Origin of the sequence: Microcoleus sp. B7-D4 (assembly GCF_036705125.1) — a bacterium.
In the GTDB taxonomy this organism is placed as follows: domain Bacteria; phylum Cyanobacteriota; class Cyanobacteriia; order Cyanobacteriales; family Microcoleaceae; genus Microcoleus.
This window is the reverse complement of sequence record NZ_JAUBTT010000013.1, coordinates 1-16,707: the sequence shown is the minus strand read 5'-3', so window position 1 is coordinate 16,707 and position 16,707 is coordinate 1. Positions and strand designations below refer to the sequence as shown.

Here is a 16,707-nt window from a genome sequence, read left to right as displayed (position 1 = left end):
GGCTGCACACCGTTTTCCAAATTCTACATTCTGCGTGGCTAGACTGCAAATTTTCGCCCCAGACTTCGCTCTGCGGCGCTTTACCTACTCAGTTAAATTAATCGGCAAAGACACGGTAAATGCTGTTTTACCTGGCCTCGACTCCACATCAATTTTACCCTGATGTTTTTCAATTATTTTTTTCACAATATCCAATCCCAACCCGCTGCCTTCTCCCGCAGGTTTGGTAGTAAAAAACGGCTCAAAAATTTTCCGAATAATCTCTGGTTGAATTCCCTTACCGCTGTCAATAATTTTGACCAACACGCTGGTATCTTGTTGTACCGCGTCAATTGTTAAAGTTCCTTGATTGTCCATCGCTTGTAAGGCATTGTGAATTAAATTTGTCCAAACTTGATTGAGTTCGTCGGGATAACACAGTACCACAGGCAATTGATCTTGATAGTTTCTGATGACTTCCACACCCTGCTTGATGTGGTTTTGATAAAGAGTTAATACAGTTTCAATTCCGTCCGTAATATTCACTTGTATTTTTTCCCCATTTACATCGTAACGCGCATAATTTTTTAGAGCAAAGACGACTTTTGCAGCGCGTTCAGTAGCGGTAGCGATGGTTCGGGCGCTTCTGTGAATGCTAGCAAACTCGTAGGCTGTTTTTATAATATTTTCGCTGTCAGGATCTTTGAGCAACGACAAGAATTCTTGCAGATTTCCTTGCAATCCGATATTGATTAAAATGCTAGCAATGCTGTCCGCATTGTCAATGCCTTCCGACTCTAGTTCCTGCTTCACGCCTTTTTTCAATACCCGTTTTTCTCGCGTAGATAAAGAGTAATTTTGTTGACTAGAACTGTACATCAAGCGCAAGAAATCGTGCTGGCGTTCGGCTGACAGTTCTTTAAAAAAAACTGGCAAACTTTCGAGATTGTTATCCAAAAAGCTGGTAATATTTCCAATAGACGACCGAATTGCCCCCAGCGGCGTATTAATTTCGTGAGCAATGCCGGCAATTAGTTGCCCTAATGCCGCCATTTTTTCTGATTGCACTAATTGATTCTGAGTAGCTTGCAGTTGGTCTAAAGTAACTGTAAGTTCATTATTTTTTTGTTGGAGTCTTTTTCGCAACTGGCACATTGCTAAATGGGTTTCTACCCTAACTAGAACCTCTTCCACCTGAAAGGGCTTGGTAATATAATCTACCCCGCCCACTGCAAAGGCTTTGACCTTATCAAGTACGTCATTAATCGCGCTAATAAAAATCACCGGAATGTCGCAAGTTCCTTCATCAGCTTTGAGCTTTTCGCAAACTTCATATCCATTCATTTCGGGCATCATAATATCCAGCAAAATCAAATCTGGAGGCATACCTTTTGCCGCCGAAAGGGCTAAGTCGCCACTAGGTACCGGGCGCACTTTATAACCCTTGCTATTCAAAATTCCGGCTAGCAGCCGCAAATTAGCTGGGGTGTCGTCAACTACTAAAATATTACCGCGATCGGTGCTAGGAATGTCGTTATTCATGTGATATTGCTTCCGAAATTAAATTTAAAACTTTGTCGTACTCAAAATTTTCTATACAAGTTGCGATCGCACCAGCCGTTACTGCATCCTTTAATCGAATTTGCTCTATCAAGGTATTAATTAACTCCATATCTGCATTCAGTATAGCTAGCTTTAAATCAGCTACCAGTGAATCAGGCAAGTTTACGAAATCAGTCGCACTCATAGCGCGATCGCCCTCTTTGATTGCCGATAAATCCGTTTGATCCGCATCTTCATAAATATAGCGCACTCCGATATGTTTGTGCATAGCATCAAAAATATCGGCTTCCCGGAAAGGCTTCCTCATAAAAGCATCGCAGCCCGCCGATAAAATAACTGCCCGTTCTTCCTCCAAAACGCTCGCTGTCAGCGCAATAATAGGTGTAGCTTGACCTTTAATAGTACCTTTAATGTATTGCGTAGCTTCGTAGCCGTCCATCACAGGCATTCTCATGTCCATCCAAATGAGATGCGGTTCCCAACTATCGCAAATCTCAATAGCTTCTTGACCGTTAGTAGCTTCTTTTAGTTCAAAACCCAGAGGAGACAGGATTTTAATTAACAGTTGGCGGTTCAGCGGTTTATCGTCTACTATCAAAATTCGATAGGTCTGTTGGTTGGGAACCAGGGCAATAACATTCCTGCTCGGTTTTGGGCTTTCAATATCAGTCGCCTCGACCGCAATAACTTGAATGTCAAACTTAAAATTAGTTCCCTTACCCACAGCAGAACAGACGCTCATTTCGCCGCCCATTAATTCTACAAATTTGCGACTGATGGGCAATCCCAAGCCGGTACCTTCTTGCGAATCTTTGCCTGTCTTGGTTTGCACGAAGGGTTCAAAAAGATCGTCTAATTCATTGGTAGCAATACCGGGTCCAGTATCCTCGACTTCAAAATGAAGAAAGAAGGAAGAGGTAGAAGCTGAATCGTCATTTTTGGTGGCAATGATCGGGTTGTTCGACGGACTGAATTGAGAGATTTTGATACCATTGATGGCGGAGATTTCAGTATCATTTGATACTTCAGATGGATAAAAAAATCCCCCTTCTGCCTGCTGATTTCTGCCTAGTGACTGCTTGCTAACTCTTACCGCTACACTGCCTTCATCGGTAAATTTAAGAGAGTTATTGAGCAGATTAATTAAGATTTGCCGCAATTTTAAATCGTCCGTTTCTACGTATTGTGGCACTTCGGGACTGCGCTCAAAAACTAACTGCAGGTGCTTGTCATCTGCTTTGATTTGAAACATATCTTCCAAGTCGTTTAGCAGGCGGAAAAGGTCTAATTTTTTGGAATTTAGGGTGGTGCGCCCCGATTCAATTTTAGATAAATCGAGTACGTTATTAATCAGGGTGAGCAGGTGTTCTCCGCTGCTGCTAATTATGCTAATATTTTCTTGATCTTCTGGGGAGAGAGTTTGGCTGCGAGTCATCAGTTGGGAAAAGCCGAGAATTGCATTGAGAGGCGATCGCAATTCGTGGCTCATATTAGCAAGAAAAGTGCTTTTAGCTTGGTTCGCTACTTCCGCTTTGTCTTTCGCTACAGCCAATTCTGCCGTCCGCTCTTGCACTCGCTGTTCTAAAGTTTCAAAAGATTGTTGCAGTTGTTGAGCCATGCTGTTAAATGATTTCGCTAATTCCCCTAATTCGTCAGAACGTTCGCTTTCTACTGTTTTGTCCCATTCACCTTTAGCAATATTTTTGGCTGCTATATTTAAGCTCAAAATAGGATTTGTTACCCACTGAGAAGTCAGAATGCCAATCGCCACAGCTACTCCTAAAGCTGCGAAACACAGCAAAATCGCTGTGCGGGTATTAGCATCGATTTCTTTGGTGAAATCTGCTTCGGGAACAACTACGACAATCAGCCAGTCTAAACCTTTGCCGTCTTGAAACGGCAAGACTTTTAAAAATTGTCGCTTGTCATCTATGTCAAAGCTCAATAACTCGGATTTTTTAATTTGGTCTAATTTTTTAAACTTGGCAGTCAAATATTTAGCTGTCGCTTGAGTAAAAGGGTTGCTGCTTTCTTCCACTTTAAACAATTGTCTTTCATTACCTTTAGTGCGAAACGGTTTTTCTGTTGTGGAAGTTGCTAACAAAGTACCCTGGCGATCTATAATAAATGTTTGACCGGATTTGCCAACTTTGAGACTGTTGAGAAATCTCCCAAGATGGTCGAGACGCAAAGCAGCAAATAAGACTCCTTCTAGCTGATTTTTGTAGCTGTATACGGGTTGGATAGCGCTGATAAGTAATGTCGGTTCTAGTAAGGAAACAAAAACCGAACTCCAAGTAGGTTTGCCGACTTTGACGGCTTTTTGGTACGCAGGATGTTGCCGATGATCATAGTTTTTGGCAAGGGTGGTAATTGTAGTGCGATCGCCGAGAGCGTTCGTATTGTAAGAATTAAAATTAAACCCAGTAGATGGGTCTATCACATTAATCATTCGGGAGCCGTTAGAAAGTTGTTGACCGCATCTATAATCTCCATGCTTGTTGCCAACGGAGGTAAAATTGATATAGGGATATAATTGTACTTGGCGCCAAAGATATTTATCCCAAGCTGATAAGTTTTCCATCTTTAACAAGCCGAGCTTGACAGCATCCAGCTTGGTTTGATTGATTTGATGGGGAGTAGTCAGGTAAACTTGCAGGTTTTGCTCGACACGCAAACTCACCTCGCTCATTAACTGACTGGCAAGGTTATTAACTGCTTTTTGCCCGTTTCTAAAAGACAGATATCCTACGAGCCCCACGCCTCCCACTATTTGCAGTATAAATGGAACTATGAGAACAGTTCGCAGCGGTAATTTGTCTAAAATTTTAGAAACCATAAGATTGAGGGGTTTGGTGAACTTAGTCTAGAGCCGTATTTGCACAACCTGTCTTAACTGCAGCACCATTTATTTACTGCCGGTTAGCTAGGGGAAATTGATGCGGGCTATTTTAGCTATGGCAGGCGATCGACCCCGATCGAATGTGAACCTAATGTTTGCTCGATTAATGGCTATTATTTTACCCATTGTCGTATTATTGTTACCATTTAGGTAAAAGTTGCAGTCTCTGGCTGCGAGAACTGCCTGATATTCGATCGCACGGGCGAGTTTAATCCGCATGGGTCAAGCGGTTTGGAGGCCGGCCAGGAAATTTGCGATCGGCACTCGCCATTTTCCGCAAGACGTGTTATACTCTAAAAAGTCGAGGGCACGTAGCTCAGTGGATAGAGCATCAGGTTCCGGTCCTGAGGGTCGGGGGTTCAAATCCCTCCGTGCTCACTTTCTATGTCTTTTGTGGAGTAAGGGTTTCAGGTTAATTGTATTACCGATAGTCCTATTTTCCGCTCAAATTTCGCTCCCATCTGTTCCAAGTATCTCCAAAACCACCTCCATATCTGCCAAGTTTGCGCCGGACTTTTTGCGTCGCGCTTTCAACTGGTTGAGCAGGTCGGCTGGCTCTGGAAATTCTGCGACGGTCGGAGCGGAGTTTTCCAATCGCTCCGTGCTCATTTAAATTTATAGAGTCAGGAACTCAGGGCTAAAGCCACTGAGCTTGTAAGAAATTACAAGCTATTCTGACCAGCTTAAGTCTTAACTGACTACGTTATTTGAGTCACGACACCGGCGAATGCGAAGCTAGTTTTCCGCTCTGTCCGAAGCAATTAAACAGTCTTAAAGTCACGCTCGAAAGTGTTGCAGGTCTAAAAAGCTCTTATAACCTTGGCGAAGCTAACATTACCCGAAAGGGACTCGGAGACAACCATATCTCCATAGAGGGGCAACCATACCCCTCTAACCCCGCAAGGGGATTCAAGGCGATTGAAATCGCCGTGTCGTTTTCCACGAGCGGGCTGAAGCCACGCTCGTTTCCCACTTACCGAGTATTTTTTATGACTGATTTTGAGAGACCGGGGACAAATTTTTGTCCTCGGTGTCAATGTGATTTAAGCGTCAGTGTCAAAAATCGAATCGCCGCTGTAGTCGCAGGTTGCGGACTGATTCCGCCCCTGTTCCTTAGCACGGTAGAGTGCACGATCGGCGATCGCAATCAAGTCAGCCGATGATAGTTCCGCAATCGGAATCAAGTTGGCGATACCCATACTAATAGTAACTACATCGCTCACATCAGAGGTTTTGTGAGGAATATGCAAAGCTTGAATAGCAGCGTGAATCCGTTGGGCCACCGAACTCGCTCCTTCAATATCAGTATTAGGCAAAATGATGGCAAATTCTTCTCCGCCGTAACGCGCCACTAAATCCGCCGGACGGTACACCACCTCTTGCACAGTCTGAGCAAGTTTGAACAGACAATCATCCCCCATTTGATGACCGTAGCAATCATTATAACGTTTGAAATAATCGACATCAAATAACAAAAGAGAAATAGGTTTTTGTTCCCGGTATAGGCGCTGCCATTCATGCTCTAAGCGGTCATTAAAACAGCGGCGATTAGCAATTTGAGTCAACCCATCAATATTGACCACTTGTTCTAAGAGGTGAGTAGCGCGGGCTAGTTCTTCGTTAGAGAGTGCCAGTTGTTGATTAATTTCTCTCATGCGCGCTTGAGCCTGCTGCCTTTCTACCAATTCCTTCTGCAACTTCTGAAAAATATCCGCTTGTTTAATGGCGATCGCTAACTGATTAGCAATCTGTTTAACAAGGTCAATTTCAAATTCTTCCCATTGCCGAGGAGCAGAACATTGATGAATACATAACAACCCCCACAAATCTTGTCCATTGAGCAACGGCGCAACTAAATTAGCCCGAACCGGAAATTGTTTCCAAAGAGCGCGGTAACAGTGTTGAAGGTCAATATTATTGATATTTTCAACTACCTGCATTCTCCATTCTTGATATGAATCAGGATATGGTTCACCACCACACGGGTCGTTAAATTGATTTTTGCTTACCAATTTACATCCTTCGCCTACGGATTCTGAAACAAACTCACCATATCCAAAATTACTGTCAGGATAGAACTTAAATATGCCGACGCGCTCGGCATCAAGAAACACGCGAATCTCCTGGGAAGCAATCTCAAAAATTGTAGACAAATCAAGAGATTGACGGATGTGTTGAGTAATTTCTTGAAGTAATATCGCCTTGTCGTACTGTTTCCGCAGGGCGATTTCCGCTTGCTTTTGGGCGAGAATAGCTGCCTCGGCTGCTTTTTTTGCTTTAATAATTTCACCTTCGTACAGGATACGCTGGCGGATACAGATCAAGATGCAATCGTTGATGAAGCTTCCTCCCTTCTCTCGACGCACAGCGTTGATCAGCATGGGTATCTCACTACCCTCCTTCGACCTTAATGAGAAGTAAATTTCCTCTACTTTACCGTGGAGCTTCAACAGGGGGAAGAAATGGGTTTGATAGAAAATCCGGCTGGCGATCGGCAGAATGGATTCCATCTTCTGTCCCCGCAGTTCATCGGGTTCGTGTCCGAGTAATTGCACTAATGTGGCGTTGACCATTAGGATGGTACCATCGTCAGCAAACGAGAGGAATCCACAGGGTGACGTGTTTAGTAGCTCGTCTATCTGATAGGTCATGTTTGCCATACAACTCAGGTAGTATGAGGTACACTCAAATACTCCTTAATCATGTCGATCGTCTCTTGTGGATGACTCATGTGCGGGCAATGTCCCGTAGCTTTCATCAGCCGTAGCGTACTTTTAGGCAGGTGGCGGTGGAGATAATGCCCTACCTCGGTGGGAGCTACCATGTCCTCACTACATTGCAATATCAGTGAAGGTACTGAGGCCTTCGGTAAATCACTGCGATTGTCAGAGTAAAAAGTTACCTCGGCAAAGCGACTTGCAACTACCGGATCGGTGGAACAAAAACTTGCCTCAAGTTCCTCACTTAACTCTGGACGCTCCTCATTCTGCATCACCATTGGCGCCATAAAGCTTGCCCAACCAATGTAATTTTTCTCCATGATATCGAGGAGATCCTCAATATCTTTGCGCTCAAACCCTCCGTAATAATTCGGTAAATCATTCATGTAGCAGGGTGAAGGCCCTACGAAAATCAGGCGATTAAAGTAATTAGGAGCTTGAATTGAGGACAGAAGGCCGATCATACTGCTGACAGAATGACCGACAAAAATCACATCCGTCAACGCCAATTCTTCACAGATATCGAGGACATCCTGAACATAGCCATTGATGTGGCTGTACCGTTCAGGACTGTAGGCACTAATATCCGACTGTCCCGAACCTACATAATCAAATAGGAGGATTTTGTAGTCCTTCTCGAAGGCCGGTGTTACGAAACGCCACATATTTTGATCGCACCCAAATCCATGAGCAAACATTATGGTCTGGGTGCCTTGTCCAAACAATTTTATATTATTCCGTAAAAAAAATTTGTCAGTCATTTGAGCAACACGAGCATTAAATTGATTATAAGACTTTTGCGCGCTTTTATGAGGGAGGATTGCTTATCCCACATAGTGGTAGACAACAATTCAGGATGTCGGATTAATTGAGTGGCAACCTCAGCACTGACAGGCTGGCTAAACATATAACGGGAGCATCTCAATGAAAGCAGCCCTCCGCTAGAAATTGGAGTTAGGAGTCAGGAGTCAGGAGCCAGGAGAAAAGAGTCAGAAGGAAGAAGGAAGGAGCCAGAAGAAGTGTTTTTACAAATATGAGATGCTCCCCATATAACGCTGCCCGATTTCACAGCCGAGGCTTGTAACTATTGCCATTGCGCTGGGGTTTCAATTCCTTCGGCAATTGCGATCGGATTTAAGCGATGTACCATTGCAACTAGGGCTTTGGCAATTGAGCGAGCGATCGGATCGCTGGCTAAATCACACCCAAATAAGCGAGTAAATTTGAGCGACTTCACGGGAACATTTTTCAGATTGTTAAAAGCAGCATAGGGAGTCTCAAAATCATCGACAAAAATCCCCATACCATGCTCCGATAATTGGCTCAAAAGATTTTAGGTAATGTCAACATTAAGCATCATTACCGTTCCCGTAATCTATAGCTAGAGATATTTCGGTTTCTTTTCGGTGCGCTCAACAGTGCGATCGCTCTTAGCGATTAAAGTCGGTTGGGTGAGTTGACGTGCCGACAGATTCACCGCCATATTAGGAAGAATTAGTCCTGCTGCTAGCCACTGCTGATATTGCCAGCAAGCTTGCTCTAAAACCCATTTGCTCTTCGGGCAAAATCAATCCAGTTTTTTCGGCGATGGGAATACATCGATGGCGATGAATCCAACCTAGTTCAGGAGAATACCCTCCTACTATAAGTTTAACACGAGCAAGGCTACCTCTTTGCCAATATAGCTGAGGTTGATAGTACAGCAAGTATTGGCTTTCCAAGCACAATTCCAGAGATTTGCGATCGCCAAGGTAATGATTTTTGATAATAAAATTAGTCTTAATATCTTTGTAAAGGCAATCCCCCGTGGTTCCGCTAATCTAGGGGTAGTAGGGATAGGCACGACGCGGCACTAAGCTGCTAGGCCAGAAAGATTTTCTGGTATGTTCTAGAATCGGATTGGGACAGAATTTGATGATTTTTGAGATGTCATTGAAATATACAATTTAGAGGCACAACAGCTTACCCCTAGATTTTTACCACAACCTATTTAGTGGGATTGCTACAGCAAAATGCGCTGATGAAGAAGGCAATAAAAGCTCAGATTTTAGCACTTAAGAACCTCCCAAACATTGTTGCGGTTGCTATAAATGTTCACCAACTCCTCAAATTAAAAAAGTTGGGTTTCCTCGCTCAACCCAACCTACTTTTAACGACCAATCACTACTAACTCTCAAATATCCTCATCGTCTTGACCTTGCACACCCTGGAGAATCCGCGATAGCTCACTCTTCTCATTAATCGTAATCCGACTCGGAGAACCGCTGATAATCCGTTCGTAACCACTGAACGAATCTTTAATTTGCGGCCCTCTTTCAGTAATTGTGTATTCTCGAATTCCTTTGTCGTGCCACGAACCGCGCATCTTAAACACATTAATTGCCCGCGACATTTCTCCTCGAATCTCTACATACTGTAACATGATAATCGTGTCAGTAATCGTAGAAATATGGGAGTCCGTAATCGAATGAGAACCCATAAACTGGTCGCTTGTATTCGTGAAAAAGCCGGTTATTTCTTCCTGCTTCGCAAAACCTGTCACTCCGATCACAAATTGCCTGAAAGCATTATTGCTGACACCTCTAGCTAACGCCGACAGCGAGTCTATAGCAATTCGAGAAGGTTTGAACTCAGCAATTTCTGATTTAATACTCTGCAAGTGGTCTTCCAGACCCGCCGATTCCGGGTAAGTGCACAGCAGCTTCAACAGTCCTTTCTCTTCCATTTCCTCAAAATCAATTCCCCAAGAATAAGCATTGCGGAACAACTGGGCCCGCGACTCTTCATAGGCAAACAACAGCGCCCGATTGCCGTTCATACAAGCATTCTGCAAGAACTTGCTAACCAACAGCGTTTTGCCTGTTCCCGTTGCACCCGTAGCCAAAATAATCGAGTCTTTGAAGAAACCGCCACCGCACATCTCGTCGAGAGTTTTATCGCCCGAAGAAACCCGCACGTTTGAAGACTTTTGAGTTAATCGCATCGCCCCCAATGGGAAAATATTAATTCCGTCATTAGTCATAGTAAAAGGATATTCGCCCTTCATGTGAGTTGTACCGCGCAACTTCAAAATTTCGATGGTGCGGCGGCGGCGTTCTCCTTCCAATACGTTGCGAACAATCACCACATTATCCGACACAAACTCTTCCACCCCAAACCGAGCCACCGGGCCGTATTCTTCCACCCGTTCCGTAGTCATAACTGTAGTTGCTCCTACTTGTTTGAGGCGCGCAACTAAGCGAAAAATTTCTCGGCGCACCACCGATGCAGCGTCGTACTGCTGAAATACGGCTGTCACCGAATCTATAGAAACCCGCTTGGCTTTGTATTTGCGAATGGCGTACTGAATTCGCTCAATTAAGGCTGATAAATCAAAATTTCCTACGATATCTTGACCTTCCGGATCGGGGGAAGCGTCCAAAATAAATAGCTTGCCTTCCTCGATTAACTGTGCCAGATCCCAACCGAAACTGCAAGCATTTTTAATAATATCTGTCGGAGATTCTTCAAAAGTTACGAACACTCCCGCTTCGTCAAAATGGGTAATTCCGTTATAGAGAAATTGTACGGCAAATAAAGTTTTTCCCGTTCCTGACGTGCCGCTGACTAGGGTGGTTCTGCCGAGTGGCATTCCGCCGTGACTGATGTCATCGAAACCCTCAATCATCGTGCGAATTTTTTCAACTCCTGGCGTTACCAATCCTTTTCGTTGAACCGTTTGACTAATTTCATTCATGTCGATTTTTGTCAACTCTCAGTATTCTTTAGTTGTCACTCATTAACCGCCGATCATGAGTCTTTGTACCCAGCTTTTAGTTTTGGCTCTTGCTCAATAACTAATGACTGCTGACTGCTGACTAATGACCCCGCCCAAAAACCGATACCGTACCAGGTACTCCTGTCGTGGAAAGATAAAAATTTTAGACTTTTGTTCAACATCCCAGATTCATCTGTTGAGTAAATCTAAAATCTAAAATCGTTCGACGATCGCGGGACTCGACGCTTCGACGCTCGCCCTCGCCGAACGTTTCACGCCAAACAGAAGTCTCAAATCTAAAATCGACTGACTCTTACCTGATTATCTTATGAATTCATGTCTTCTTCGCGAAGTTCTTCATAGAGCAAATCTAATCCTATCAGAACTTTCTCGCGATCGGACAAATCGCCAATAATTTTTCGCACCGGCGGCGGCAGGATTTTTGCCAGCGTCGGGGTTGCCAATATTTTGTCCTCTTCTGCTAGCTGAGGATTTTTGAGAACATCTATGACTTTCAGCGCGTAGACTCCTTGAAATTCTTGTTCTAGGATGTCCTTTAGGGTTTTCAAAGCTCGCACTGAGTTGGGAGTATTCCCCGCAACGTACAGTTTCAGAACGTAGGTTTTCTTCAGAGGACTCATGAACTTTTTAAAATGTTGAGTATTAGTTGTCAGATGTTAGTTGTAGTTGTTATTTGTCTTAAATCCGCTGTTCTTTGTTATTTTATAATAATTGCAGCCTCGCGCTCGCGCGGCCGTTGGTCGGCTCCTTTCTTTTTTGTTAGATTCTACCTCCTACCTTTTCTTTCTTAAATTAGGCCGAATCCCTGCTACATTCTACCTTGAGATGTTTCTTTCGGAATCGATCGCCGATACATCTCGCACATATGAGCGATCGCGTCAATCAGGGTCAAACGGTAATCAAGCAATATTTCCTCGCTGCGTCCTTCTAATTTTAGCTGTTTAGCAAACTCGTCCATCAATTCCATGTGAATTTCTACAATTTGAGTCACGGGAACGTCAGCAAAAAAAGCCAAATTCACAAATTCATCTATTTGATTGTTGACCGCAGCATCTTGAGAAAAATAATTCAAAACGATGCCGCGATAACTTGACTTGAGTTGCTCCAAAAACTTTTGTTTCTCTGGGCCCGACAGATTTCTCAAAAAAATCTGGGAATTTCTTTTATAATACACACCTAAGTATCCTAATCGCTCCCGTAATTTTTCCGCCAGCCGCCGCTGCTGTCGGCTGAGCAAACTTTGAGCAGTCAATTGGGCTGTCGCATCGATTGTTACGGATTGGTAATTGACAGGAACCGGAGTTGAAAGCTTCAGAAATTGTGCGATCGCCCGATCGATACCTGCAGCTATTTCGCTCGCTCGAGCGATTGCCAGTTGCACCTCAGCAGGGTGATAAAAAAAAGCACAGCTTTCGTCTAGACTCTTGTTGGCGGTACTGGCTGCGGCCTCAAAACCATCTGAATATGGTGCTTCGGGCCTGCCATCTACCGGCGCGTGAGGCGAAAAAATTACAGCAGGCAAAAAGAGCGATCGTTCTTGCAGCTTGCCCAGAAGCGATCGCAGATCCCCATCCACCTCCAAAACCAAACAATCAAGGTGATAATTGTGCTTAAGGAACCCCAAAAGCTCTACTGCCGACTTAATGTGCGTTAAAGCATAGCGATCGCCTCTCAAAAGCTCGATCGCAGAGGCTGCGATTTCCTCAGAGCGGACAAAAATACCGATAGACAGTTGAGGAAGCAAAGCTGTAGGTGTACCACCTAAGTTGCCTGAAAGTGCTGGATCGCTCAGAGTTGATATCTCCTTTACAAAAAACTTAACATTTTAACAATCATCTCAACATTTATTTTAACCAATCTTAACCGCAAAATAAGTGATGCGCTTCTACAAGAGGAAGAATCAAAGTCTACTCCGTGGTTTTTGTGTCAAGCACCCTGAGCGTGATTTCTGCAATTAAGCTTAAGCCTTAAAATAATTGCTAGTCGCCTCAAATCAGGTGTAGGCATCGGACTCCCCGGTCTCGGTGCGGATACCGAGCCTGATAGCGAACTGATATAAAACAAATAAGATACAGAAATTCGCAGCTACATTGAGCATCAAAAATATTACTGCTCTCGCGAGCAGACTCTCAGGTTTGTTATGCCAGTCACCACCCCCAGTCTCAAAAATTTTATAGATCCAGTGCCGCTGTGCCTCCAAACGGGTGCGCTAGAATCGCTGCAGTCAATTTTCAGATCCTGCAACTGCGATCGAGTCGCAGTAGTCAACGAACAGTTACAGCCGCTGGGATTAGTGTACCTCCGCAGCCTTTGGGCTTGGGGAGCCGATCGCACAAACGACGGGCAGCAACCTTTGTCAGAAAGCCCGATCGCGATCGAACCAGTCAGGGCATTACCCGCCGCTATGAGCGTCAGCGAATTCTGGCAGTACCTGCAAACAGAGGAACAGAACACCCCAGCCCGGCCAAACCGTCAAACCGCAGGCATTTCATCAAACAACCCGATCGCCCTCACAGATGCCAGCGGTCAATTTTTAGGAATGCTAGACAGCCTGAGCCTGCTGCAATTCGCCGCACTTAACAGCAGCTCTCTCAGCAGCCTCCCAGAGCAGGCAACAGCCGTCAAAGAAATCGAATTAAAACCTGTTGCCGAAGCCATCGCCACGGCCCTAGGCGCTCAAGTGCGCTTTCTAGAAGCAGGATTGAAACCTTCGGAAAACCTGAACTCCCTAGTGGAACTGTTGGAAAAACTGCCCCTGCCCCTGAGATTGCAAACCCCTACCGCACAAATAGTCAGCCAAAACGCAGCGTGGCGGATTTTGCTGGGAGCAGGCCCAGAACCAGTTCCAGAACCAGCAGCAAATTTGGGTAAACACTCGCCCCGCAAACCAAGCCATTTAACAAGCGAATACAATAGCGTGCAGTTAGAGGCCATCACCAAAGAGTCCAGGAGCCTAGTAGGAGCAAGTAGATCGGACGATTCCCTGCGGGATAGCTTCGCCGCGCGTGATTCAACCGCAGCCGCCAGTTGCCCGCTGCCCCTGTACGCTGCCGCCTCCCCCTCAACCTTAACCGCTCCAGCTTGGTGCCCCACCGCCGGCAAACCAGACACCTACATTTGCGAGTGCCCCCTACAAAAAGGTCAAGAACGGATCTGGCAATTTGTCAAACAGCCGCTCTCAGACAAGCTAATTTTAGTAATGGGACAAGATGTCACCGAAGAACATTTAGTCGCCAAAGAACTAGCAGCGAAAAACGCAGATTTAATCCACCTCAACCGACTAAAAGACGAATTTTTATCCTGCATCAGCCACGAACTAAAAACCCCGCTCACCGCCGTCCTCGGTTTGTCCAGCCTCCTCAAAGATAAATTGATCGGAGAACTCAACGATCGCCAAACACGCTACGCCAAACTAATCCATAAAAGCGGGCGGCATTTGATGACAATAGTTAACGACATTTTAGACTTGACCCGGATGGAAACCGGGCAGCTAGAACTAATTCCCGAACCGGTCGAAATAGCATCAACCTGCCAAAGAGCCTTTGAACAAGCAAAACAACTGCAACAGCAAGAAGAAAAAAACCCTCCCGTTCCGAGCACAACGGACGGTACAGCAAACGCAGAACCATCCGCCCAAATAGAATTTACACTCGAAATAGAACCGGGACTGAGCCACTTAATTGCCGACGAACTGCGGCTGCGGCAAATGCTGGTTAACCTCCTTTCCAATGCCCTAAAATTCACCGAGCTTGGTGGCAAAATCGGATTGAAAGTAAATGTTTGGGAAGGCTGGATCGCATTCACAGTTTGGGACACTGGCATCGGCATCCCCACCGACAAACAGCACCTGATATTTCAGAAATTCCAACAGCTAGAAAGCCCCCTCACCAGGCGCTTTCAAGGAACCGGACTGGGACTGGTACTAACTCAACGCCTAGCTCGGCTCCACGGCGGAGACGTTTCGTTTATTTCCTCCGAAAACCAAGGCTCTCAATTTACCCTGCTGCTGCCACCAAATCCTCCGGGAAATAGGAGTGAAGAAGTCCCGGCACCGGGAGCCGCTGAGGAAGAATTATTAAAACCCCAATATCAGATTCCGATCGCCAATTCTCGCTCTCGTTTAGTATTAATAGTCGAAGCAGTTCCCAAATATATCGAAGATTTAACCAACGTCATCTCAGGTTTGGGCTACCAAGTAATAGTCGCCCGTTCCGGCACCGAAGCGCTGGAAAAAGCTCGCAGGTTCAGTCCCGAAGCGATTTTCCTCAACCCGCTGCTGCCACTGCTGTCGGGTTGGGACGTGCTGACGCTGCTCAAGAGTGACCCGGATACCCGATCGATTCCGGCGATCGTCACGGCCACCAGAGGCGAAAAAGAACGGGCCAGTGTCAACAGGGCCGAAGGCTTTTTGAGCTTGCCGGTGGAAGAACCCGCTTTGCGGCGGCTGCTGGGAGACTTGATCGGCAAAAGTAATGCTAGTAGCCCGAAAGTAAAAAGTCCTTTAACCGTGTTGTGGCTCAGCCCGCAAAACAGTTCGTCTCAAGGTTCCGCTTTACTGCTCAACCCCAACTACTGCCGGGTTTTAGAAGCAGACGACCTCGGCCAAGCAGAACTCGTGGCAAGAATTTGGCGGCCCGACGCGATCGTCTTGGATGGTACAAGTCAACTGCAAAACCCCTTAGCTTTTATCGAACAGTTAAGTCGGTCTCGAAATTTGGGTTCTCTCCCCTTGGTGACTTTAGACTCCCGAACTACGCAACTGGCAAATCAAGTCAAAGGATTGTCGGTATTTCCCTGTTTAGCCACTAGCAGTCCCGACGACGGTGAAAATTCACCAACCGGGTTAATACCAAGTGCTTTGTGGCAAGTAATTCAAGTTGCTGCGGGCATGAGTTGGAAGCCCAGCATTTTATTTGCCGACATTTCGACTTTACCCGATTTGCACTCCTCTTCTGGGGGGAACCCAACGGAAGAATTGGAACATGGCGATCGATCGACAAATGCCGAGATTCCCCTCCCCAATTCCCAGTTTTCTACTCCCAACTTTCAAGCTTTGATCCAGTACATCCACACCGCAGGATTTCGAGGGTCGATCGCTCCCTGCTGGACAGAAGTTTTGCAGCAGTTGCAATATCAAAGCGTTGACTTAGTTTTGCTGTGTTTGCGAGATGCCCCCTCAGAATCAACCGCTATGCTGCAGGCGCTATCCAACCTGCGCCAAATGGCAGTAAAACTGCCAATTTTAGTCTGGGATTATCGGTCTGCCGTAAATTCGGAATCCGAGTCGATCGACTTTCTACTGCAAGAAGTATCTGCCAAAATTTTGCCTTCTTCCTTATCGGCAGCACAATTGTTAGACAAAATTCAACAGGCTTTATTAACTCACTCAAGCTCGTAAAAATGAAGGATTTACCAGGTTTGTAGTGCGGAATTAACTCGTTTATAAATCCGTAAAAATAAACTATTATTTATGAGCTAAAACAGAATTTTGTAGAGCTTTAACTGACAACCGCGAAGCCTTATTTATTAACTGATTCAACTTTATAATAGCTCATAACTTAGCTTGTTTGTAGTGACCTTCTCAGTCGTCTCTAAAATAGTGAAGAAAAACGGCTATCCTGAGTGCAAACATAATTTGAGAAGTATTTAAATGAAAACCCAGAAGTGTTGCGAGTCAAGAAGCAATATCAGGGTAAGCTCATCTAATTTAGTATAAATTGTACTTGACAAAAAGACAAATATAAAAAATGTGGTATTTACGTATT

12 protein-coding genes and 1 tRNA gene are annotated in these 16,707 nt (G+C 45.1%); 2 read left to right on the top strand and 11 right to left on the bottom strand.

What is annotated here, in order from left to right; translation table 11 throughout:
* Nucleotides 1-84: 84 nt before the first annotated feature.
* From QUB12_RS07430 to QUB12_RS07420, 3 genes are all read right to left on the bottom strand, one after another.
* On the bottom strand, nucleotides 85-1,521 hold the full coding sequence (locus tag QUB12_RS07430) for a response regulator (protein WP_333145587.1): 1,437 nt from the start codon (nucleotides 1,519-1,521) through the stop codon (nucleotides 85-87).
* Nucleotides 1,514-4,381, bottom strand: a complete 2,868-nt coding sequence (locus tag QUB12_RS07425; protein ID WP_333306222.1) for an ATP-binding protein — start codon at nucleotides 4,379-4,381, stop codon at nucleotides 1,514-1,516. The genes QUB12_RS07430 and QUB12_RS07425 overlap by 8 nt, the downstream gene beginning before the upstream one ends.
* Nucleotides 4,382-4,468: 87 nt before the next feature.
* Nucleotides 4,469-4,663 carry a hypothetical protein gene (locus QUB12_RS07420; RefSeq protein ID WP_333306221.1) on the bottom strand — a complete coding sequence of 65 codons (195 nt, stop codon included), beginning with the start codon at nucleotides 4,661-4,663 and terminating at the stop codon, nucleotides 4,469-4,471.
* 86 nt (nucleotides 4,664-4,749) lie between these two features.
* Here QUB12_RS07420 and QUB12_RS07415 point away from each other — a divergent pair.
* A tRNA-Arg gene (locus QUB12_RS07415) sits at nucleotides 4,750-4,822 on the top strand.
* Between the two features lie 66 nt (nucleotides 4,823-4,888).
* Here QUB12_RS07415 and QUB12_RS07410 read toward each other — a convergent pair.
* The 8 genes from QUB12_RS07410 to QUB12_RS07375 form a co-directional block, all read right to left on the bottom strand.
* Complete coding sequence (locus QUB12_RS07410) at nucleotides 4,889-5,053, bottom strand: hypothetical protein (protein ID WP_333103709.1); 165 nt, start codon at nucleotides 5,051-5,053, stop codon at nucleotides 4,889-4,891.
* Between the two features lie 434 nt (nucleotides 5,054-5,487).
* Nucleotides 5,488-7,104, bottom strand: coding sequence for a diguanylate cyclase domain-containing protein (locus tag QUB12_RS07405; protein ID WP_333306211.1), 1,617 nt, complete (start codon nucleotides 7,102-7,104; stop codon nucleotides 5,488-5,490).
* A 5-nt stretch (nucleotides 7,105-7,109) separates the two neighbouring features.
* Nucleotides 7,110-7,925, bottom strand: coding sequence for an alpha/beta hydrolase (locus tag QUB12_RS07400; RefSeq protein WP_333306208.1), 816 nt, complete (start codon nucleotides 7,923-7,925; stop codon nucleotides 7,110-7,112).
* Between the two features lie 323 nt (nucleotides 7,926-8,248).
* Nucleotides 8,249-8,491: an EAL domain-containing protein gene (locus QUB12_RS07395; protein WP_333145575.1), complete on the bottom strand. Its 243-nt coding sequence runs from the start codon at nucleotides 8,489-8,491 to the stop codon at nucleotides 8,249-8,251.
* Between the two features lie 157 nt (nucleotides 8,492-8,648).
* A complete protein-coding gene (locus QUB12_RS07390; protein WP_333306206.1) occupies nucleotides 8,649-8,885 on the bottom strand; it encodes a hypothetical protein in 237 nt (78 codons plus the stop codon).
* A 452-nt stretch (nucleotides 8,886-9,337) separates the two neighbouring features.
* Nucleotides 9,338-10,900, bottom strand: a complete 1,563-nt coding sequence (gene kaiC / locus QUB12_RS07385; RefSeq protein WP_333145571.1) for a circadian clock protein KaiC — start codon at nucleotides 10,898-10,900, stop codon at nucleotides 9,338-9,340.
* Nucleotides 10,901-11,247: 347 nt separating this feature from the next.
* Nucleotides 11,248-11,562 (bottom strand): circadian clock protein KaiB, encoded by a 315-nt coding sequence (gene kaiB, locus QUB12_RS07380; protein ID WP_236503428.1) that lies wholly within the window; start codon nucleotides 11,560-11,562, stop codon nucleotides 11,248-11,250.
* A 188-nt stretch (nucleotides 11,563-11,750) separates the two neighbouring features.
* A complete protein-coding gene (locus QUB12_RS07375) occupies nucleotides 11,751-12,686 on the bottom strand; it encodes a circadian clock protein KaiA (protein ID WP_333306204.1) in 936 nt (311 codons plus the stop codon).
* 396 nt (nucleotides 12,687-13,082) lie between these two features.
* Here QUB12_RS07375 and QUB12_RS07370 point away from each other — a divergent pair, with 396 nt between their 5' ends.
* Nucleotides 13,083-16,340 carry an ATP-binding protein gene (locus QUB12_RS07370; protein WP_333145565.1) on the top strand — a complete coding sequence of 1,086 codons (3,258 nt, stop codon included), beginning with the start codon at nucleotides 13,083-13,085 and terminating at the stop codon, nucleotides 16,338-16,340.
* Nucleotides 16,341-16,707 lie beyond the last annotated feature (367 nt).